This is a genomic window from Lysinibacillus sphaericus (assembly GCF_001629735.1).
Lineage (GTDB): Bacteria > Bacillota > Bacilli > Bacillales_A > Planococcaceae > Lysinibacillus > Lysinibacillus pinottii.
Genome location: NZ_CP015224.1, coordinates 3,449,201 through 3,469,576, shown reverse-complemented (window position 1 = coordinate 3,469,576; position 20,376 = coordinate 3,449,201). Strand labels below are relative to the sequence as shown.

The 20,376-nt window shown below is 37.0% G+C and carries 17 protein-coding genes; 13 read left to right on the top strand and 4 right to left on the bottom strand.

Annotation, left to right across the window (positions count from 1 at the left end; genetic code table 11):
- Nucleotides 1–47: 47 nt before the first annotated feature.
- The 8 genes from A2J09_RS17000 (at nt 48) to A2J09_RS16965 (ending at nt 7,595) form a co-directional block, all read left to right on the top strand.
- Nucleotides 48–1,790: a methyl-accepting chemotaxis protein gene (locus A2J09_RS17000; RefSeq protein WP_012295862.1), complete on the top strand. Its 1,743-nt coding sequence runs from the start codon at nt 48–50 to the stop codon at nt 1,788–1,790.
- 77 nt (nt 1,791–1,867) lie between these two features.
- Nucleotides 1,868–2,443 carry a YdcF family protein gene (locus A2J09_RS16995; RefSeq protein ID WP_036162374.1) on the top strand — a complete coding sequence of 192 codons (576 nt, stop codon included), beginning with the start codon at nt 1,868–1,870 and terminating at the stop codon, nt 2,441–2,443.
- A gap of 77 nt (nt 2,444–2,520) precedes the next feature.
- Nucleotides 2,521–4,218 (top strand): M3 family oligoendopeptidase, encoded by a 1,698-nt coding sequence (locus A2J09_RS16990; protein WP_036162372.1) that lies wholly within the window; start codon nt 2,521–2,523, stop codon nt 4,216–4,218.
- Between the two features lie 210 nt (nt 4,219–4,428).
- A complete protein-coding gene (locus tag A2J09_RS16985) occupies nt 4,429–5,526 on the top strand; it encodes an AI-2E family transporter (RefSeq protein ID WP_012295859.1) in 1,098 nt (365 codons plus the stop codon).
- Between the two features lie 11 nt (nt 5,527–5,537).
- The gene (locus A2J09_RS16980; protein ID WP_012295858.1) at nt 5,538–6,161 is read left to right on the top strand and encodes an NUDIX hydrolase; all 624 of its coding nucleotides are present in this window, start codon (nt 5,538–5,540) and stop codon (nt 6,159–6,161) included.
- Nucleotides 6,162–6,291: 130 nt separating this feature from the next.
- The gene (locus A2J09_RS16975; protein WP_012295857.1) at nt 6,292–6,753 is read left to right on the top strand and encodes a hypothetical protein; all 462 of its coding nucleotides are present in this window, start codon (nt 6,292–6,294) and stop codon (nt 6,751–6,753) included.
- 23 nt (nt 6,754–6,776) lie between these two features.
- On the top strand, nt 6,777–6,968 hold the full coding sequence (locus tag A2J09_RS16970; protein WP_012295856.1) for a hypothetical protein: 192 nt from the start codon (nt 6,777–6,779) through the stop codon (nt 6,966–6,968).
- An 18-nt stretch (nt 6,969–6,986) separates the two neighbouring features.
- Complete coding sequence (locus tag A2J09_RS16965; RefSeq protein WP_031416552.1) at nt 6,987–7,595, top strand: alpha/beta hydrolase; 609 nt, start codon at nt 6,987–6,989, stop codon at nt 7,593–7,595.
- 47 nt (nt 7,596–7,642) lie between these two features.
- On the opposite strand, the gene A2J09_RS16960 is transcribed toward A2J09_RS16965, so the two are convergent.
- The 3 genes from A2J09_RS16960 to A2J09_RS16950 all read right to left on the bottom strand — a co-directional run bounded on the left by A2J09_RS16960 (nt 7,643) and on the right by A2J09_RS16950 (nt 11,520).
- Nucleotides 7,643–9,754: an MMPL family transporter gene (locus A2J09_RS16960; RefSeq protein WP_012295854.1), complete on the bottom strand. Its 2,112-nt coding sequence runs from the start codon at nt 9,752–9,754 to the stop codon at nt 7,643–7,645.
- 107 nt (nt 9,755–9,861) lie between these two features.
- Nucleotides 9,862–10,878 carry an inorganic phosphate transporter gene (locus A2J09_RS16955; protein ID WP_012295853.1) on the bottom strand — a complete coding sequence of 339 codons (1,017 nt, stop codon included), beginning with the start codon at nt 10,876–10,878 and terminating at the stop codon, nt 9,862–9,864.
- Nucleotides 10,879–10,899: 21 nt separating this feature from the next.
- Nucleotides 10,900–11,520 carry a DUF47 domain-containing protein gene (locus tag A2J09_RS16950; RefSeq protein ID WP_012295852.1) on the bottom strand — a complete coding sequence of 207 codons (621 nt, stop codon included), beginning with the start codon at nt 11,518–11,520 and terminating at the stop codon, nt 10,900–10,902.
- 423 nt (nt 11,521–11,943) lie between these two features.
- On the opposite strand from A2J09_RS16950, the gene A2J09_RS16945 reads away from it, so the two are divergent.
- Together A2J09_RS16945 and A2J09_RS16940 are read left to right on the top strand one after the other, a co-directional pair.
- Nucleotides 11,944–12,630, top strand: a complete 687-nt coding sequence (locus A2J09_RS16945; protein WP_012295851.1) for an ABC transporter ATP-binding protein — start codon at nt 11,944–11,946, stop codon at nt 12,628–12,630.
- A gap of 1 nt (nt 12,631) precedes the next feature.
- Nucleotides 12,632–13,951 (top strand): ABC transporter permease, encoded by a 1,320-nt coding sequence (locus A2J09_RS16940; protein ID WP_012295850.1) that lies wholly within the window; start codon nt 12,632–12,634, stop codon nt 13,949–13,951.
- Nucleotides 13,952–14,070: 119 nt separating this feature from the next.
- On the opposite strand, the gene A2J09_RS16935 is transcribed toward A2J09_RS16940, so the two are convergent.
- Nucleotides 14,071–15,231 carry a class I SAM-dependent methyltransferase gene (locus A2J09_RS16935; protein ID WP_012295849.1) on the bottom strand — a complete coding sequence of 387 codons (1,161 nt, stop codon included), beginning with the start codon at nt 15,229–15,231 and terminating at the stop codon, nt 14,071–14,073.
- Between the two features lie 189 nt (nt 15,232–15,420).
- Between A2J09_RS16935 and putP the strand changes: the two genes are divergently transcribed.
- The 3 genes from putP to A2J09_RS16920 all read left to right on the top strand — a co-directional run bounded on the left by putP (nt 15,421) and on the right by A2J09_RS16920 (nt 20,235).
- On the top strand, nt 15,421–16,908 hold the full coding sequence (gene putP, locus A2J09_RS16930; protein WP_012295848.1) for a sodium/proline symporter PutP: 1,488 nt from the start codon (nt 15,421–15,423) through the stop codon (nt 16,906–16,908).
- Between the two features lie 137 nt (nt 16,909–17,045).
- Nucleotides 17,046–18,332 (top strand): GTPase HflX, encoded by a 1,287-nt coding sequence (hflX, locus tag A2J09_RS16925; protein WP_031416550.1) that lies wholly within the window; start codon nt 17,046–17,048, stop codon nt 18,330–18,332.
- Nucleotides 18,333–18,747: 415 nt separating this feature from the next.
- Nucleotides 18,748–20,235 carry a peptide MFS transporter gene (locus A2J09_RS16920; RefSeq protein ID WP_031416549.1) on the top strand — a complete coding sequence of 496 codons (1,488 nt, stop codon included), beginning with the start codon at nt 18,748–18,750 and terminating at the stop codon, nt 20,233–20,235.
- Nucleotides 20,236–20,376: the final 141 nt, after the last annotated feature.

Genomic DNA, 20,376 nt, shown 5'->3' with positions numbered 1-20,376 from the left:
ATAAGTTAATATACTCTTTGGAGGAGAAGAATTTGGGGGTCTAAAGTATGAAGTTTTTACGTTCAATACAGGGGAAACTAGTCGCTATTTCATTGGCACTACTAATTATTCCAAGTTTAATAATTGGCGTTGTTAGTTATAGTAAGGCGAAGAATGGTATGGAGGATATTGGGGAGCAGGTCATTTATAATAGTGTTCAATCTGCTTTGCAAATAATCGAACTCGCCAATGAAAGTGTTGAAAAGGGAGATATACCTTTAGATGTAGCACAAGAACGGGTACGCGAGGCTTTCTTGGGCCCGAAGGATAGTGAAGGGAAGCGGCCCATCAATTATCCAGGTGACTTGGGGGAATATGGTTATATCTATGTATTAGATAATAAGGGAACACTAACAACACACCCTACTCGGGAAGGTGATAATCTGTGGAACGATCAAGATAGTAGTGGAAATTACTTTATTCGAGAAGTAACTGATAGAGCATTGGATGGTGGTGGTTTTACGGAATACGAATTTGAGCTACCAGGTCAGAATGTATTGGCGGATAAAATAATTTATTCAGCAAAAGATCCACATTGGGGATGGATTATTGCATCAGGTACATATATGCAGGATTTTAATGCTGAGGCAAACTCGTTACTATTAGTCATTGGATTGACGTTAGCGGGTGCCGTTATCATAGGTGTCATTGTTGTCATCTTAGTATCTAGGCATTTGGCATTACCAGTCAAAAAATTATCGCAGCGCGTTCGCGAAGTAGCCAAAGGGAATTTAACTGTAGATATTGAACATTTACAGCGTTCGGATGAAATTGGTCAGTTAAATGAGGGCTTCAATGAAATGGTTGATCAACTAAAAACACTAATTTCAGATGTAGAAGAAGCAATAGTAGAAATTCAATCGACATCTGCGAATTTAACAGCAGTTGCTGAAGAAACAAATGCTTATGGCGATGAAATCGTTAAAGCTATTAATGAAGTTTCGATTGGCGCCGTAAAACAAGCATCAGAGGCGGAAGATACAAATCGAACAGCTACTGAGTTTGCTCAGCAAATTGAAGGATTACATGATAAAAATGAATTAATATTAGATGCATCACAACATATGCAAAAGTCAAATGAAGAGGGTATCGTTAATATTGCTAGCTTAAAAGATAAATCACAGGAATCTTCAATGCTTATTCAGAATATTCGATCTGTTTTTGGGAGTTTAATAGTGAAGGTACGAGAAATTGAAGGGATTGTAGGGACCATTACGGAGATTTCTGAACAAACCAATCTACTGGCTTTAAATGCATCTATTGAGGCCGCTCGAGCAGGTGAACATGGCAAAGGATTTGCTGTGGTTGCCGAGGAAGTACGAAAGCTAGCTGATCAAACATCCGTAGCAACAGAGCTAGTTCGTACTACCCTGAAGGGGATTGAAAGTGAAACAAACTTAGTCAATGATGAAATGCAAAAAACTCACGTCATTGTAGGTCAACAAAATGATTCTGTCATGGTAACAGAATCATCCTTCAAAGAAATCAAATTGGCTGTCGAAAAAATCATTTCAATTATTGGAGACATGACTGATGGCGTAGAATATGTAAACAGCGCTAAGAATGATATGATGAAATCCATTGAGAGTATTGCTATGATCAGTGAAAAAAATGCGGCTGCTTCTGAAGAGGTGACAGCGTCGGTAGATGAGCAGCAACGCGCGATTCAGCTTGTTAGTGAATCTTCCAATGATTTAACAGATGAGATTACTGGGCTGCAGGAATCTATTAAACGCTTTATTTTAAGATAAAATTATGGAGGGTGCTTGATATGCGAGCATCCTTTTTTCTGTATTCACGTTAATAAAAGGTAAGGGAGGGTTTATTTGTGAAGAAATGGATAATTAGAGTGAGTGTTGTTCTAATCGTGATAGCCATTGTCCTCTATATTTGGTTGGGGAAAGAAATCGAACGTGGAGTGGAAGCAAATGCAGATGGCTCTGCGAATTATATGATTATACTGGGAGCAAAAGTAAAACCAGGAGGTATACCATCACTTTCATTAAAAAGTAGACTAGAGGTAGCTGTTCAATATTTAACAAAGTATCCGCAAGTGAAGGTCGTTGTGTCAGGGGGACAAGGACCAGATGAAGATCGAACGGAGGCATCTGTTATGAGGGATTATCTCGAGCAAAATGGCATTGATGCTTCGAGAATCATCATGGAGGATCAATCTACTTCCACTTATGAAAATTTAGTATTCTCTAAAGAACTTTTACCAAAGGAAACAAAGAAGATTACGATTGTTTCTAATGACTTCCATTTAAAACGTGCGAAATATCTAGCTGAATCTTTAGATTTTGAGGTAGATGTAGTGTCAGCTAAGACACCAAAGTCAGTAGAAGCTAAACTAAAAATAAGAGAACGAGCGGCATTGCTAAAAACATATATTATAGGTTATTAAAAAATTGTTTCTTAATAGCTAAGATTTGACATATAATAGAAATATCACGGGGTATATGACAGAAAGAGGGGACTTCAATGAAAACATTTAAAGACTATGAGTACAACCGTCCAAATGTTGCAGGGATGAAAGAGCAACAATTAGCACTCGTCGACCAATTTCAGAAGGCGCAATCGATGGACGAACAAAGTAGCATCATTGAAAAATTAAATGGTATCAGTAATGACTTTGCTACAATGGCTAACCTAGTGTATATTAGGGCATCTATCGATACAAACGATGAATTTTATCAAGCAGAGCGCGACTATTTTGATGAAGTTAGTCCTGAGCTAGAAGAAGTAACAACAGAATATTATAAAGCATTGATTGCCTCACCTTTCCGTGAGCAACTAGAAGACAAATGGGGTCAACAATTATTCGATCTAGCTAACTATCAAATTAAAGGGTTCTCACCAGAAGTCATTGATTTGATGCAAAAGGAAAATAAGCTAGCTTCTGAGTATAATAAGCTTGTAGCATCTGCACAAATTGAATTTAATGGTGAGACTTTAACACTTGCTCAGCTTGGACCATTTGCGGAATCTACTGATAGAGCTACGCGTAAAGAAGCAACAAATGCACGATTTGGTTTCTTTGCCGAGCATGAAGGTGAATTTGATCGCTTATATGATGAACTTGTAAAAGTACGTCATGAAATTGCTGTAAAACTTGGCTATAAAAACTATGTTGAGCTTGGTTATATTCGAATGAATCGTATTGATTACAACGCAGAAATGGTAAAGAAATTCCGTGATCAAGTTCGCGATTTAATTGTTCCTGTTGCGACAAAGCTTTATGAGCGTCAGGCGAAGCGTATTGGGATTGACGATTTAAAATTCTATGATGAAGCGCTGAACTTTTTATCAGGTAATGCAACGCCAAAGGGTGATCCAGAATGGATTGTGGCGAATGGTAAAAAGATGTATGAGGAGCTATCGCCTGAAACGGGAGAGTTTTTCAATTTCATGATCGATCATGACCTTATGGACCTAGTGGCGAAGAAAGGGAAAGAAAGTGGCGGGTATTGTACATTTATCGAAAACTATCATTCACCGTACATTTTCTCGAACTTTAACGGTACTTCAGGAGATATCGATGTGTTAACACATGAGGCTGGACATGCCTTCCAAGTGTATTCAAGCCGTAACATCGGCATTCCTGAATACTTATGGCCAACTTACGAATCTTGTGAAATCCACTCGATGAGTATGGAATTTTTCACATGGCCATGGATGGAGCTATTCTTTAAAGAAGATACAGAAAAATATAAATTTACACATTTAAGTAGTGGTCTTTTATTCTTACCATATGGTGTTGCAGTTGATGAATTCCAACATGTTATTTATGAAAATCCTACAATGACACCAGCAGAGCGTAAGGCAGCATGGAAGAAAATTGAGGAAACATATCTGCCACATCGTGACTATGATCACAATAGCTACCTCGAAGCAGGGGGCATTTGGCAACGTCAGGGTCATATTTATGCTAGTCCGTTCTACTATATTGATTACACGCTAGCACAAATTTGTGCCTTCCAGTTCTGGAAGCGTTCACGTGAAGAGTTTGAAGCGGCTTGGAAAGACTATATTCATCTATGTGGTTTAGGTGGCTCCATGTCATTTACAAAGCTTGTGAAAGAGGCAGGCTTAATTTCACCATTTGAAGATGGCTGTGTTGAATCAGTTATTGGGGAGATTGAGGCATACCTCAATTCTGTAGATGATTCGTCGTTATAACAGATACTGAAATTCGCTACACTTCCACGATTAGTATAGTGGAAGTGAGCGAATTTTTTAGTTTGTCTGAAGGCGGCTTTTTAAGTAAACGCAAAAAATCTGATGATAAATTCGCTCAGAGAAAATTGATTGAGTCAAAACATACTAGGATACTTGCGAAATGGTTAATATATCAGTAGTATCTTGAGTAACGGCGATAAAAGGAAGTGAATGAAAGTGACGAGAAAGGTTTGGTTTCAGGTAGGTGTAGGGATACTGCTTACACTATTAATCATTAAATATTTTATAGAGATTCATTGGATTTTTTCACCACTAGTCATCATATTAAAAGCCATTTTTATCCCTTTATTACTGGGAGGGGTCTTTTATTATGTGACTGAACCGATTCAGAGATTTTTAGAAAAACGTAAATTTCCTAGATGGGCAAGTATATTGACAATTGTGTTTGGCCTAATAGGAATTGCAGGGATTTTTGGCTGGATTATTGGCAACCCGATTGCTGAACAGGTCAATAAATTAGTGAAGAATGCCCCGATGATTAGTTCTAGTATTAGTACGAGTATTCAGCAATTAACCGACTATGTACTGCTCAATAAAGATAACTTCCCACAGCAGGTAAATGATGTAATCGAAAAAATGGCGAATTCAGTGCAAGATGTTGCGATGGTGGCGAGTAAAGGGTTTATATCCTTTTTACAATCCATTGTATCAGTATCATTATTAGCTGTTTTAATACCATTCTTCTTTATTTTTATGTTGAAGGACCATGAGAAATTTGCACCATCTATTTATAAATATTTCAGTGGCGAACGTCAGCAATGGGTAAAGAAAACATTAAGTGAAATTGATGATGTATTACGTAGTTATATTCAGGGTCAACTGCAAATTAGCTTTTTATTAGCACTTATTATGTATGTTGGTTATTTAATTATTGGATTAGAGTATTCATTACTATTAGTAATCTTTGCGTTCTTTATGAATATGATTCCATTTATTGGGCCTTGGATTGCATTTACGCCAGCCCTAATCGTAGCGGTTATTCAGGATCCTATTTTAGTTGTTTGGGTATCCGTCGTGACGCTTGTTGCGCAGCAAATTGATAGTAATTTTATTACACCTAATGTTATGGGGAAATCGCTCGATATCCATCCACTAACTGTTATTACAATTATTCTAGCAGCAGGTAATATAGCAGGCTTTATAGGAATTATTATTGCTGTACCATTTTATGCAGTATTGAAAGTTATCGTATCCAATATTTATGATCAACGTAATGCGATTAAGAAAAAAGCAACGAAATCAGTATAGGAGTCGAAACAATGGAACAAGAAATTGTAAAGGTATTTAATGAACGGCATGAGGAAATTGGGACAGCTACAAGGTCGGAGGTGCATGAAAAAGGTCTTTGGCATGAGACATTTCATTGCTGGCTAGTTAACGAGGACTATATTTATTTTCAAGTACGAAGCTCTCAGAAAAAGGATTATCCAGGTTTACTCGATATTACAGCAGCAGGCCATCTTTTAGCTGTTGAAACAGTGGAGTCAGGTATACGGGAAGTAAAAGAAGAATTAGGGCTCCAAATAGATGTTGAAGATGTTGTCAAAATGGGCATGACCTCTTGCAGTATTGTTTCTGAAAATATGATTGATAATGAATTTTGCCATGTCTACATATATCCTTTCGAGCACGATTGGAATTCCTTTACTTTACAATATGAGGAAGTATCAGGTGTAGTGAGAGCAAGACTAAATGAGGCCGAAGCTTTCTTCTTGGGTAAAACGACGACACTTAATATTGAAGGATACGAATATTTCCCTGATGGTCAACGTGTCAAAATCGTCAGACCAGTTGGAACGGCACAATTTGTTCCTTATCGAGAACTATATGTCGCACATGTTATCAAATTTGCACGTGAAAAAATATTTAATCAAACATCCTAATTTGGGTAGGATAAGCTAGAACATAGCTTATCCTATTTTCTTTGTAAAAATGATGAGAATGTACACAATATAACAGGAAAAAATAAGTTATACTGTTAGATAGATTGTAAAGAAAAGGAGCATTTTTTATATGCTAACATTTGAACAAAAACAAGCAATTATTGAATCATTTTCTGAACTAACGAAAAAGGAAATATCATTAAAACGCTTAAATTATCACTTTATGGACAGTCTTTATGAAAAGACAATTGTAGTTGAAAAGCTCCATCCGAATGGCAATGGCTTTATCTTTGTTGGAGATTTATTGCGCTATGAGCAAGAGGCTAACAAAGGATTAGTAAATATCCGTGATTATGATGAGCAACAACTTCGTGAGATTATTGCGGATGCTATCCAATATCTATCTGAAGAGATAGAGACGGAAGAACCGATTATCGAGATTTGGCATAGTCGAGAGGGTGATCAATTACAGCTAGTATTTGAACAACGTTCTTGGAATGTCTACCATGGGGAAAATCTTGAAGAGGCGTTTGGTACGTATGATACAGCAAAAGAATATTTGCTAGAAGAAGGCTTTCGTAAAAAGAAATAATAAATACGGGGGATTATCATAAAATGAACGGGAAAAAACTAGTGGGAATTGTTATTGTTGTTGTGATTGTGGCGTGTTTACTATCAGTTTTTACTATAACTAATTTTTATAAAAACCATGAGGAACAACCAAATCGTGAAAATCGCGAAATTAATAAGTCGAAGAGCTTGAATTTAATTTTGCCACAGGCTACAATTATCTCGAATTCAAGATAATTGAGAGGTGGACTGTTAATGAAGCATATTTTTTATAAAGGTACAGATGAAACTAAACCCACTCTATTGTTGTTACACGGCACGGGCGGTAATGAAGAAAGCTTAATTGGACTTGCCAAGGAAATTGATGATACAGCCAATATATTAAGTGTACGAGGCAATGTACTAGAGCATGGAATGCCAAGGTTTTTCCGCCGATTAGCGGAAGGTGTCTTTGATATAGAGGATTTAATCATTCGTACAACGGAATTGAACGATTTTTTGCACGAGGCATCACAGCAATATGGCTTTGATCGTCAACGAATTGTAGCTATCGGTTATTCAAATGGTGCTAATATTGCGGCTAGCCTATTATTCCACTACGAGGATGTTTTAGCAGGGGCAATATTACACCATCCAATGGTGCCAAGACGTGGGATTGAGCTACCGAAGCTTTCTGCAACCCCTGTTTTTATAGGGGCAGGTACGAATGATCCGATGTGTACAGCACAAGAATCAGAGGAGTTAGAGGTCCTTTTAAGTTCGGCCGGTGCGACGGTGACGACGAAGTGGTTTGATTTTGGACATCAGCTAACGATTCCTGAAGTACACGCAGCGAAAGAGTGGTATAACAGTATTTATGCATAGTGGAAAAATCCGCTTCCTTAAACAAGGAGGCGGATTTTTTTTATTATTTATTTTTCTTTCTTTGAGAAAGGAAGCCACCAATTCCAATCACCAAATAGTTTCATGAGACTTGGTACAAGCATAAGACGAATGATAGTGGCATCAATAGCAACAGCAATGGCTATACCTACACCAATTTGTTTTACAGGCATAACATCTGTGAAGGCAAAAGCTCCTGTAATAACAATCATAATGAGCGCTGCTGATGTAATAATCCTACTTGTGGATGTCAGTCCTTCTATTGTAGCGTGAGTATTGTTGGCACCTTTTAAATATTCCTCTTGGATACGAGAAATTAAAAATACTTCGTAATCCATACTCAAACCAAAAACAAGACAGAAAACAATAACTGGGATAATCAAGACAATGGATCCTGCTTCAATTCCAAAATGTCCATATTGGAAAATATAGACGAGTATTCCGAAGGCAGAGGAAAGTCCAATAATGTTCATAATAATGGCTTTTAACGGAATTAAAACTGAACGGAATGCCAGCATTAAAATAAAGAATGTAGACACGATGATAATGGCTATCGCTAAAACAATTTTATTAGCGATTTCATCAAATATCTCTTGGTTAAATTTTGCTGGTCCTCCGAGTGCAAAGTTAACACCTAAATCTTTATCCATCCAAGTTCTTGCAAATTTTTGAGCAATAGTGGAAGAGCCTGCTGCATCAATGGTTATGGGGATGAATAGCTTTGTATCTTTTGAAAAAGTTTGAATAACCGGTTTTAATTGTTCTGCCACCTGTGGGATTGCTAAAGAAGCAGAGAGTTCCTTAGGTGTTGGAATGTTTGCGGCTGTGTATATAGTTGAAACATTCGTAACGAGTGGATCCTTTAATAGTTTTTCTTGCATAGTGTAAATCAGTTCTCTAGCCTCAGCATCCTCCCAGCCTTCTTTCCGCTCAGCCAATAAATATAAAGTAGATGTTTCACCGAGTCCAAAGGTGTCATCTAATTTATCGTACGCTACACGTGCATCATATTTTGCTGGTAGGGAATCTACCTGAGGAATTTTTAATTGGATATCCTTTAATGGGAGCATGCCAATACCAAGTAATAATAATGCAGCAATGACGATAGCTACAGGATGTTTCATGACAAAACCTGCAAAGCTACGCCAGCGATTTGCTCCACCTGGTTTAACGCGTAGTAGACGCCATTTATTGAGTCGATCGCCTAAAAGCATCATGGTAGCAGGGAGTAAGGTTAAGCCGAAAAGAACAGCCAACAGGACTACTATTGTGCCTCCTAGGGCGATATTATGGAATATTTCAACATTAATAACGATCATTGCACCTAAACCAATCATGACACATACGGCAGAAAAAACGATGGAACGTCCTGCTGTCTGGATAGCAATCTGAATAGCTTCTGCAATAGATGTTTGAGCACGCTCTTCACGGTAACGATTAATAAACAATAGTGCAAAATCAATACTTAAAGCAAGACCAAGCATTGGAACAATATTTAAAACGAAAATGGATAAATTTACACTACCGCTGAGTAATGTCATAATACCGAAGGCAGTTACGACTGTAACAACCCCGATGATAATTGGCAAAATAGAAGCAATGACTGTACCAAAAGCCAATAATAGGACGATAATGGCGATAGGTAATCCAATGGCCTCAGCAGATGCCAAATCCTTTTGACTGGCTGTATTAATGTCAGCAGAAATAACTGGGCCACCTGTAATATGAACGCCGTCTTCTTCAATTAATAAACGGACATCCTCAACGATTTCTGATAGGTTATCAGCATCATTTCTTAGATGGACCATCGCATAGGCAATCCCGTCTTTACGCAAAGAAGAGTCATCTAATGGTGACTGGATAGAATGTATGTCTTTGATGTCATTCAGCTTATTTAAAGTTACTTCAATTTTCTTATCCTGAGCAGGATCGAAAACAACCAAGATTGTATTGGTTGGAATATCGAATGTTTTTGCTAGCTCTTTTGTGACATAGTTATGATCCGCTTCAACAAAAAATCCATCTCCCTGAAGTTTATCGGGAAGTTGTAAAGCAAAATAAGCCATTGCTAGAAAAATAATAATCCACAGGGCTACGATTGCTTTTGCATGTGTGGTAATAAAAGTTGAAAAAGTTTTCATAGTTATTTATGTATCCCCCTTTTTCAATTAGTTTAAAGGATGCGTCACATTTTGTCGTGTGACAAAGTAAAGACTCCTGTCCATTTATTAGACAGGAGCCTTTGTTATTAGAAGAATAATGATAGGACAAAATAAATAACGGATGCCATTACAGCTGAAATAGGCATTGTAATAACCCAAGTAGTAACAATCTTACGGGCCATTCCCCAGTTAACGCCACGTACACGCTGTGCAGAACCAACACCCATAATAGATGAAGAAATAACATGTGTGGTAGATACAGGCAGGTGGATTAGCGTTGCACCAAAAATAACTGTTGCTGACGCTAAATCCGCCGCTACACCATTAACAGGACGGATTTTCATGATCTTACCGCCGACGGTTTTAATAATTTTATAACCACCAATAGATGTACCTAGACCCATAGCTGCGGCTGCTGCAGCACGTACCCAGAAAGGTATGTCATCACCGCTATGCAACCCTCCAGCAATTAATGCCATTGTCATAATCCCCATTGCTTTTTGCGCATCGTTTGTACCATGCGTGAACGATTGAATGGCTGCGGTGAAAATTTGCATCGTACGGAACCCTTTATTGGTACGATATAAATTAAGATTTTTAAACCATAATTTAAAAAGTGTCATCATAATAAAACCAGCACAAATAGCCAATATTGGTGAAAACACTAACGCCATAATGATTTTAGTAAAGCCACCATAATTTAACACATTAAAGCCAGCAGATGCGACAGCAGCACCTGCGATAGAGCCAATCAACGTGTGGGAAGAACTTGATGGAATACCGAAATACCATGTAAGTAAATTCCAAATGATAGCTGAAATAAGTGCGGCCAAAATAACGACTGAGCCAGTTGTGTCTCCTTCAAAAGCATTTAAAGAAAACGGATCTACAATGTCTTTTGTTAAAGCTTTAGCAACCCCTACAAAAGTGATAGCACCGATAAAATTCATGGTTGCGGCCATGATGATCGCTACACGAGGTGGCAATGCTCGAGTGGAAACCGAAGTTGCAATAGCATTTGCTGTATCATGAAAGCCATTGATAAAGTCAAATGTTAGGGCAAAGATGACGACCAGTACGGTTAGTATAATGATTGTATTCATTGTAAAGTGCCCATCTCCTAATTATGCGTTACGCATGATGATTGTTTCCATAGTATTAGCTACGTTTTGACAATGATCAGCGATATCTTCAAGTTGTTCATATATATCTTTAAATTTAATGAGGCGAATCGGATCTTTTTCGTTTAAAAACAGTTGTTTAATGGAAGAACGTTGTACTTCATCACATTCACGTTCATAGTCTTTAATTAGAATGGCGTGTGGACGCATACCAATTAGATTCTTTTTCTTTAACTCTTCGGTTGCTTTAACAATTTCATCAGCACTTTTAGAAATATAGCCTAGAAAAGTGCGCATGGATTCATCAATCTCTGTGAGTGAAAACATTTCAAAATGGGCAATACAATGTTCAGTACCATCTAAAATATCATCCATACGAATGGCAAACTCTAAAATATCTTCACGCTCTATAGGTGTCATAAATGATTTGTTTAGCATTACGATCAGTTCGTGAATGAGCTTATCGCCAGCAGTTTCGTAATTTTTCATTGTAATGCTAATCTCTTTTAGGTCAGCTACACTGTTAATACGAAAATCATTTGCGTAATGCACAGCCTCTCTCATATTTTCAGCAATTTTATGTAATGCAATAAAGAAAGGGTCTTGTTTTTTTGAGTTAAGCATGTAAATCGAATCCTCCTGGATATAAATAAATTAATCGACCTCTAAACTTTACTATCATAACAAAATCTTTAATTTATCTACATAAAAATTTTATATTCGACATAAAAATTTACATTGCTGTAATATACAATTCGTTCACAAAATAAAGGGAGAACAAACTGTATTTGTTTTTAATAGTACAGATAAATTCCTTTATTCCTCAATTTATGTCATATCGTTAACAGTGTTTAGCACAGATATACGTGTGATTTACAATGAAAATGAGTAATAAAGCTACTTGAATTGTAAAGGGAATGTAAATTCAAATTGTTTGAGCAGGAGTCTCTCCTTATTCTTAAGAATATCTTCATTTTTATCCTTCCTCTTTATTAAGAATTGTTTTCTATAATGGGCAATGAGTGAGAAAGGAGTGTTTATTATCAAATGATTCAAGTTGAAAACTTACAACATACATTTTTAATCGGAAAAAAAGGGAAGGAAAAAAAGGTTCCTGTTTTAAAAGGTGTGAACTTTGAGGTCAATAAAGGAGAAATCGTTGCCATTGTCGGAAAAAGTGGCTCTGGAAAGTCAACTTTATTACAAGTTTTAGCTGGATTTATGAAGGTTGAGCATGGATCTATTAGGGTGAATGGTAAAGAAACGGCACAACTAAATGAAACAGAAAGTGCAGCATTTCGTTTGAGACAATTCGGTTTTATCTTTCAAAACTTTCAACTAATGCCTGGCTTGACAGCATTCGAAAATATTGAATTACCTTTAAAGCTACAGGGGTTGCGCAAAGCAATGAGAAAAGAAAAAGTAAAAAAAATAATGGACAAGGTTGGTCTAACAGAAGTGGCCGATCACTATCCAAATGAATTATCAGGTGGGCAGCAACAGCGTGTCAGTATTGCACGAGCGCTCATCACGAATCCTCCTATTTTGCTGGCAGATGAGCCTACAGGAAGTTTGGATTCAGAAACAGAGCAAGATATTTTGATGCTTATTCAAAGTTTAAACCGTGAGTTTGGGTTAACCTTTGTCATTATTACTCATGATGAAGAAGTGGCGACAATCGCACATAGGCGCTTCCGTATGTATGATGGCGAACTGGTAAAGGAGGAAGCTTAATATGTTATTTAAGGATCAATTAGACTTTGTCACACAGCACATAAAGAAAAATAAATTGCGTGTTTTTATGACGGTTCTAGCTGCTACAATGGGTTGTGCTTTCCTCATCGTACTAGCATCCGTAGGTTTTGGATTACAGGAATCATTACGTAATGAAATCCTTTCCAATGAAACAGTTACGAAAATTCAAGTATATGGGGATAAACAATTTACAGAGGATCAGATTCAAGAAATTAAAAAGATAGATCATGTGGAAACAGTACTTGAAACGGTAAGCGTGAATGCCTCTGCACATTCTTTTTTAGGTGATCGAGATACAACTTCTAGTTTAGTTTTAAATGATATGAAGGATTTTGAACAGGTGAATGGCAAGCTTGCAGAAGGTGCTTATCCAGCAAAGCCAAATGAAATAGTGGTAGGCTATCATTTTGCACAAACACTATTGAATGAGGCCGACCGCAATGTAATTAAAGAAAAAAGTAAAAAGGCTGAGGCAGAAGGCACCTATTATAATGGAAGCGATGAAGGCTATAAAAAATCATTAATAGGACAAACCATTGACATGTCACTATTGCCTAACACTGGTAACAATGAAGAATCGGCAAAAATGACCTATACAATTGTTGGCGTAATGGAGAAACCATCGTATGATTGGATGATTGATAATACGATTCATATGGATACAGCACAAAAACCAGCATTAGTTGAGAATCTGTCCGCTCTCGAAGATACAACCGCAGAGGAAATGTTTTACTCAGAATTTAATATTTTTGCTGATACATTGGAAAACGTAAAGCCCATTTTAGAGAAACTAAAAGATAGTGGCTACAGTGTCTATTCGGTGACGGAGCAATTAGATCAAATGAATGTATTTTTCTTAGTCTTAAAGATTGGCTTGATTTTTGTTGGTACAATTGCTGTGCTCATTGCTTCCATCGGTATTTTCAATACGATGACAATGGCTGTGACAGAACGAACTCGTGAAATAGGTGTCTTAAAAGCGATTGGTGCAAGTCCAAAATTAATCCAACGCTTATTTTTAATGGAAAGTACGTTTATTGGGCTTTTAGGTACCTTCATTGCGGTAATCATTTCATACGCCATTAGTTTTGCTGCCAATGCAGTGCTGCCTCTGATTCTAAAAGCAGCCACGGGAGAAGATGCATTTGCAACAAATGATATTACATTTTCTCTTATTCCATGGCAGTTAGTCGTTATTGCAGCAGCTATTAGTATTGGAGTAGCGATGATCTCCGGTTATCGTCCTGCTCGTAAGGCGACGAAAATTGATGTCATCCATGCTTTACGACAAGAGCTATAATGAAAGAGATTCAATAAGGATTGAATCGTCTTTGACTGTAGACAAAACCATCGAGACGTTTTCGCGCTCGATGGTTTATTGTATTGTAAAGAGATGGTTCGGATTGCCTTTTTAGTCTGTTATAAATACTCGTTTAACTCTGTTTGTAAAAATGGTGTTGCATGTAATAAATTTAAGAAAGCATCATAGTTGGCACGTTGCTCTGTACTTGCTTTTTTGCCTGTTCGGTATGCTCGAATTAAAATATTTTTGGGCGTATTTTCCATATCAATAAATTCAAGAAGCTGTGCCTCATAGCCAACAAGGGACAAGATTTCAGCCCGAATGGAATCTGTAGCAAGGGCGGCGAAACGCTCTCGTACAAGACCGTGTTGTAACATTATATCCAATGATGGCGTATTTAGTTGACGATTTAATTCATGTTGACAACAAGGAACACTTAATATGACGCTTGCGCCCCATTTCACGGCACGCGCTAAAGCCATATCTGTGGCAACATCGCAAGCATGCAGTGTTACGACCATATCTACAGAGGTTTCCTCATTATAATCATTAATATCTCCTACAAGAAATTCAAGCTGGTCATAGCCTAAATCTTGTGCTATTCTTGAACACTCTTCAATAATCTCCTTTTTCAAATCTAAGCCTGTTACACGTATATCTAAACCTTTTTCAATTTTTAAATAGTGGTATAAAGCAAAAGTTAAATAGGATTTGCCTGATCCAAAATCTAATATACGAACTTGCCGGTTTTTTGGTAAGTAGGATAAAGCATCGTCAATAAATTCAATAAAGCGGTTAATTTGCTTAAATTTATCGTATTTTTGTTTTTTAACTTTTCCATCCTCTGTTTGCACCCCAAGTCGGATTAAAAATGGGTAAGGTTGATCGTCCGAGAGTAAATAATTTTTTTTACGATTATGTGCTAGATTTACCTGCTTGGGTGTAGACGATTGATCGGATTTCCAAAGTACTTTATTCTTTTTTGATAATTGCACTTGTACTTTTTCATCAATAAAATCAACATGGGCTTGACGATAATCTTCGAAAATATCCTCCAGCTTAGCGGGAAATTCGGTCAATTGAATATTTTCATGTTTTAAAATTCGTTCATATTGGTATTCAATTTGTATATGATAACTATTCTTTAACATTAATGGCTTTAACTTAATGCGTTTAACTTCATTAGATTTCATGCGGGGTTGACTGATTGTAGCAGTAACTAGCTGTTGCTGTAAAATTCTTTCAATGAGATGAGCTTTCATTTCTTCAAATATCATACATTTTCGCCTACTTTGTTGTGTAATAGATGGCACTAGTTTAACACATTTTATAACGAACAATGTTTTTGAAAAAATTTTCACAAAAATTCTGAGTAATTATAGGTGGAGTTGTATATTCATGGTATCTTTATGTATAGTAATTCTTTATGAATTGGTGATACTAAAGACTGAATAGGAGGAAAAAGTATGTCAGATAATATGTATCAATTATTAGCAATTATTATTTATATGGTCGCCATGCTGGTGATCGGCTGGTATGCATTCGTTAAAACTTCCAATTTAACGGACTATATGCTTGGTGGTCGTTCCTTAGGTCCGGCTGTAACGGCACTAAGTGCGGGTGCGGCGGATATGTCTGGCTGGCTTTTAATGGGCTTACCTGGTGCTATTTTTTTATCAGGTCTTGTGGAAGCCTGGATTGCCATTGGGTTAACGGTAGGCGCATATTTAAACTGGTTATTGGTAGCTCCACGGTTACGTGTTTATACACAGGTTACCAATGATTCCATTACCATACCGAGTTATTTGGATAATCGATTACGTGATCATACGAAGTTAATCAGAATTGCTTCAGGTATTATTATTTTAATATTTTTTACATTTTATGTATCTTCTGGAATGGTAGCGGGAGGAAAATTTTTCGATAGTTCGTTTGGTTATGAGTATCATACAGGTTTGTTAATCGTTTCGGCAGTAGTGGTAGCCTATACATTGTTCGGCGGATTTTTAGCAGTAAGTTATACTGATTTTTTACAAGGACTTATCATGTTTCTAGCACTTATTGCTGTACCACTATTCGGTCTTTTTGTAACAGGTGGAATAGGGGAAACAATTACTTCTATTAAAGCGGTTAGCCCAGATCTTTTAAACATGTTACCTGCCACTGCAACAGCAGCCGGTATTATCTCCTCACTTGCCTGGGGATTAGGCTATTTTGGGCAGCCACATATTATTGTGCGCTTTATGGCCATCAGCTCTGTAAAAGAAACAAAGCAGGCCCGTCGTATTGGTATTGGGTGGATGATGTTAAGTTTATTTGGTGCAATTGGGACGGCGTTGGTAGGGGTAGCCTATTATGAACAAAATGCAGGTGAGCTAAAAGACGCTGAAACAGTATTTATTGTTCTGGGACAAATTTTATTCCATCCATTTATAGCTGGAGTTATGCTAGCAGCAATTTTAGCTGCTGTAATGAGTACTATTTCATCGCAATTAATCGTTACCTCTTCGGCGCTTGTAGAGGATATTTATAAAGCGTTGTTTAACAAAACAGCAACTGATAAACATTATGTTTTTGTAGGGCGTATCGCTGTTCTAGTTGTTGCGATTATTGCGGCGGTTTTAGCTTGGAATCCAGATAGCTCCATCTTAAGTCTAGTTGGTTTTGCATGGGCAGGATTTGGTGCAGCATTTGGACCAGTCATTTTGCTTTCTTTATATTGGAGGAAGTTAACGAATTACGGTGCTTTAAGCGGAATGGTAACTGGTGCTGCAACAGCATTTATTTGGGGGAAAGTTGAATCGTTATCAAGTGCCTTATATGAAATTGTGCCAGGCTTCTTTGTATGTTTAATTGTTGCGGTTGTCGTTAGTATATTGACGTATAGACCTAATGAAGAAATTGAAGAAGAGTTTAGCCGTTCGGAAGAATTATTAAAAGAAGAAAGAAAATAAGGGAAATGCGCCTTTACAGAGAGGCGCATTTTTTGAAATGTTTTTCGTAAAGTTCTGAACATACGTAAAGCTGTAATTTATGGTAAGATGAAGAAAATTTGTCGTAGGGACACCGAGGCTTTGGTGGGAGGTTTCTAATGGATAGAATTAAGGAAGTTGATGTATTAATTGAAAAGGCTATACTCGTTGGCGTAAATTTACGTAATGATGCGCACTTTAATTACTCGATGGAAGAGCTTCGAAATTTAGCAGAGGCACTAAATGTGGAGGTCGTAGGGGTAGTTACGCAAAATTTAGAGCGTGTGACACCTTCCCATTATGTTGGTACAGGTAAAATAGAAGAAATCAAAAATTTCTATGAAGAAGCACAAGCAAATCTCATCATTTTTAATGATGAGCTGTCTCCTTCGCAAATCCGTAATTTAGAGCGTGATCTAGCAACGAAAGTTATTGATCGAACAATGCTTATTTTGGATATTTTTGGCAGAAGGGCAAAAACACGAGAGGCGCAAATGCAGGTAGAATTAGCACAGCTACAATATATGCTCCCGCGCTTAGTGGGCTTACATGCTTCTTTAAGCCGTCAGGGTGGAGGGACAGGCGGTGGCTTCAAAAACCGAGGTGCTGGGGAAACAAAGCTTGAATTGGATCGTCGGAAAATAGAAGATCAAATAGCGAAAATCAAAAAGGATCTAGAGCAGGTCAAGGATCAACGTGAAACGCAGCGTAAACAGCGTCGAAAAAATGCCCTTCCGGTAGTGTCTATAGTTGGCTACACTAATGCTGGCAAGTCAACGATTATGAATCAATTGTTGGCTGAGATAGGCCAAGAGGAGCATAAACAAGTCTTTGAGAAGGATATGCTTTTTGCTACACTTGAAACATCAGTTCGACAGATTGAGCTACCTGATAACAAGACATTTTTATTAACAGATACAGTTGGGTTTGTCAGCAAATTGCCCCACCATTTAGTAAAGGCGTTCCGCTCCACATTGGAAGAAGCAAGAGATGCAGATCTTTTATTACACGTCGTAGATGTTTCCAATTCAGAGCATGGTTTTATGATGGATGTTACAAATGAAACGTTAAAAGCGGTTGGTGTTGAAGGTATTCCAACCATTTATGTTTACAATAAAGCTGATCTTGCTCAAGTGCCTTACCCTGTTGTAAGTGGCGATAATATATGGGTATCAGCAAAGGAAGCGGTAGGGCTAGAAGAGTTAATTCAATTAATTCGTCAACATATTTTCTCCAATTATGTGACATGTGAAATGCTCATACCTTATGACCAAGGAAATATTGTTTCTTATTTAAATGAACATGCCTCTGTTTCTAATACAGCATACGAAGAGGGTGGTACATTATTATCCCTTGAAGTTAAAGAAGCGGATTATGCAAAATATCAGCAATACGTCGTAAATTAAAAAATGAAAAAATAACCTGAAGCATGCCAAAAGATTTTGGCATGCTTTTTGTGATTAAGGGGAATATAGAATCTAGATCAACAGCCTGTAGCATTTTAATAATTGTTAGAAAAAATAGTTTAAAATTGTATAAAAAGTTATAAATCTGAATTATAAATATTTTAGAATAATTTAATGTTCAGAAAACAAGTGTGGGCTATTGAAGTGTGAGAAAACTTAGATATATCAAAGGATTTAATAATTATCAAAATAAACAATCAGAATTTAAAGAAAAATGATAAATTTTCAACATTTTTTAAAACTCTTGCTAAAGTTAAAAAAACGCTTTAGTATGATGAAACACAGTTTTTTAATCCTTATTTTAGGGTAATAATGTTTTTTAAAGAGAATATTTTTAATTGGGAGAGGGTATTGTATGTCTAGTAAAGATGAAGTTGTAAAATCTGTCCCTCAAAATGGTTTTGTTGGACACCCTAAAGGGCTCTTTACTTTGTTTTTCACAGAATTTTGGGAACGTTTCTCATATTATGGTATGCGAGCAATTCTCATTTTCTTTATGTATTACGAATTGAATCAGGGTGGATTAGGTCTAGACCGCGGAACAGCGAACTCTATTATGGCCATTTATGGTTCACTCGTTTATATGTCAGGTATTATAGGTGGATGGATTGCTGACCGAGTATTAGGAACACGTAGAACTATTTTTTACGGTGGCGTGTTAATAATGATTGGCCATTTATTACTAGCACTGCCTGGCGGTGTAACGATGCTATTTGCTTCAATGGCGTTTATCGTAATGGGAACTGGGTTATTAAAACCAAACGTTTCAAGTATTGTTGGGGATATTTATGCTGAAACAGATAGCCGCCGTGATGCAGGCTTCTCTATTTTCTATATGGGTATTAATATGGGGGCATTCATTGCACCATTTATTGTCGGAACAATTGGACAAAAGTATAGCTTCCACTTAGGCTTTGGTTTAGCCGGTTTAGGGATGCTTGTTGGGTTAATTGTTTATAAATTGACGGAGAAAAAATACTTAGGCCTAGCGGGTTTACAAGTTAATAACCCATTAAAGCCTGAAGAACGCAAAAAAGTCTTTGCGCAATTTGGTATTGTTGCTTTACTTATTATCATTCTAGGTGCCATTGGTATTAAAACTGGTACTTTAACGATGAATGTATTCAGTTTAATCATTACAGCTCTTGGTGTATTAATTCCAACAGTCTTCTTTATTTATATGTATCGTAGTAAAAAGACAACAAAAGATGAAAAATCTCGACTTCTTGCATATATTCCATTATTTTTGTCAGCCGTTATGTTCTGGGCAATTCAAGAACAAGGGGCAACAATTCTGGCTACGTATGCAGATGAGCGTACACAATTAAGTATTGGTAGCATTCAGCTTCAATCTTCTTGGTTCCAGTCATTAAACCCGTTATTTGTTATAACAATGGCACCATTATTTGCGATGTTATGGCTTAAATGGGGAGACAAGCAGCCTACTACACCACGTAAATTTTCATACGCCTTATTCTTTGCAGGTTTATCATTCCTTGTCATGATGATTCCAGCACACTTATCTGGCGGAGAAACATTAGTTAGTCCTTGGTGGTTAGTACTGTCATTCTTTTTAGTAGTTGTAGGTGAATTATTATTATCACCTGTTGGTTTATCGGCTACGACGAAATTGGCACCACAAGCATTTGCGGCACAAACCATGTCTTTATGGTTTTTAACAAGTGCGGCAGCACAAGCAATTAATGCACAGTTAGTAAAGGTTTATGAAGTTGTAAGCGAATTCACATACTTCGGCTTCTTGGGGTCGCTTTCAATCGTCATTGGTATATTATTGTTAATTTTATCGCCGATTATTTCAAAGGCAATGAAAGGTATTAACTAATTGGAAGATGTAAGTACAGTCCGGCTAATGGGCTGTATTTACATCTTTTTTTGTTATCTAAATAAATGTCTATTTATGAAGTCTAGCGCGAAATATATTATCTTAAGTAGTAATTTTATGGAGCAAGAGTATAAGTTTCTA

What these genes read in the sequence shown, in the direction of transcription:
- A2J09_RS16965 (WP_031416552.1), top strand. Translation starts at nt 6,987, where the DNA reads ATGAAGCATATTTTTTATAAAGGTACAGATGAAACTAAACCCACTCTA.
- A2J09_RS16955 (WP_012295853.1), bottom strand. Translation starts at nt 10,878, where the DNA reads ATGAATACAATCATTATACTAACCGTACTGGTCGTCATCTTTGCCCTA.
- A2J09_RS16920 (WP_031416549.1), top strand. Translation starts at nt 18,748, where the DNA reads ATGTCTAGTAAAGATGAAGTTGTAAAATCTGTCCCTCAAAATGGTTTT.
- A2J09_RS16975 (WP_012295857.1), top strand. Translation starts at nt 6,292, where the DNA reads ATGCTAACATTTGAACAAAAACAAGCAATTATTGAATCATTTTCTGAA.
- A2J09_RS16945 (WP_012295851.1), top strand. Translation starts at nt 11,944, where the DNA reads ATGATTCAAGTTGAAAACTTACAACATACATTTTTAATCGGAAAAAAA.
- A2J09_RS16950 (WP_012295852.1), bottom strand. Translation starts at nt 11,520, where the DNA reads ATGCTTAACTCAAAAAAACAAGACCCTTTCTTTATTGCATTACATAAA.
- hflX (WP_031416550.1), top strand. Translation starts at nt 17,046, where the DNA reads ATGGATAGAATTAAGGAAGTTGATGTATTAATTGAAAAGGCTATACTC.
- A2J09_RS16980 (WP_012295858.1), top strand. Translation starts at nt 5,538, where the DNA reads ATGGAACAAGAAATTGTAAAGGTATTTAATGAACGGCATGAGGAAATT.
- A2J09_RS16935 (WP_012295849.1), bottom strand. Translation starts at nt 15,231, where the DNA reads ATGATATTTGAAGAAATGAAAGCTCATCTCATTGAAAGAATTTTACAG.
- A2J09_RS17000 (WP_012295862.1), top strand. Translation starts at nt 48, where the DNA reads ATGAAGTTTTTACGTTCAATACAGGGGAAACTAGTCGCTATTTCATTG.
- A2J09_RS16970 (WP_012295856.1), top strand. Translation starts at nt 6,777, where the DNA reads ATGAACGGGAAAAAACTAGTGGGAATTGTTATTGTTGTTGTGATTGTG.
- A2J09_RS16940 (WP_012295850.1), top strand. Translation starts at nt 12,632, where the DNA reads ATGTTATTTAAGGATCAATTAGACTTTGTCACACAGCACATAAAGAAA.
- A2J09_RS16960 (WP_012295854.1), bottom strand. Translation starts at nt 9,754, where the DNA reads ATGAAAACTTTTTCAACTTTTATTACCACACATGCAAAAGCAATCGTA.
- A2J09_RS16990 (WP_036162372.1), top strand. Translation starts at nt 2,521, where the DNA reads ATGAAAACATTTAAAGACTATGAGTACAACCGTCCAAATGTTGCAGGG.
- putP (WP_012295848.1), top strand. Translation starts at nt 15,421, where the DNA reads ATGTCAGATAATATGTATCAATTATTAGCAATTATTATTTATATGGTC.
- A2J09_RS16985 (WP_012295859.1), top strand. Translation starts at nt 4,429, where the DNA reads ATGAAAGTGACGAGAAAGGTTTGGTTTCAGGTAGGTGTAGGGATACTG.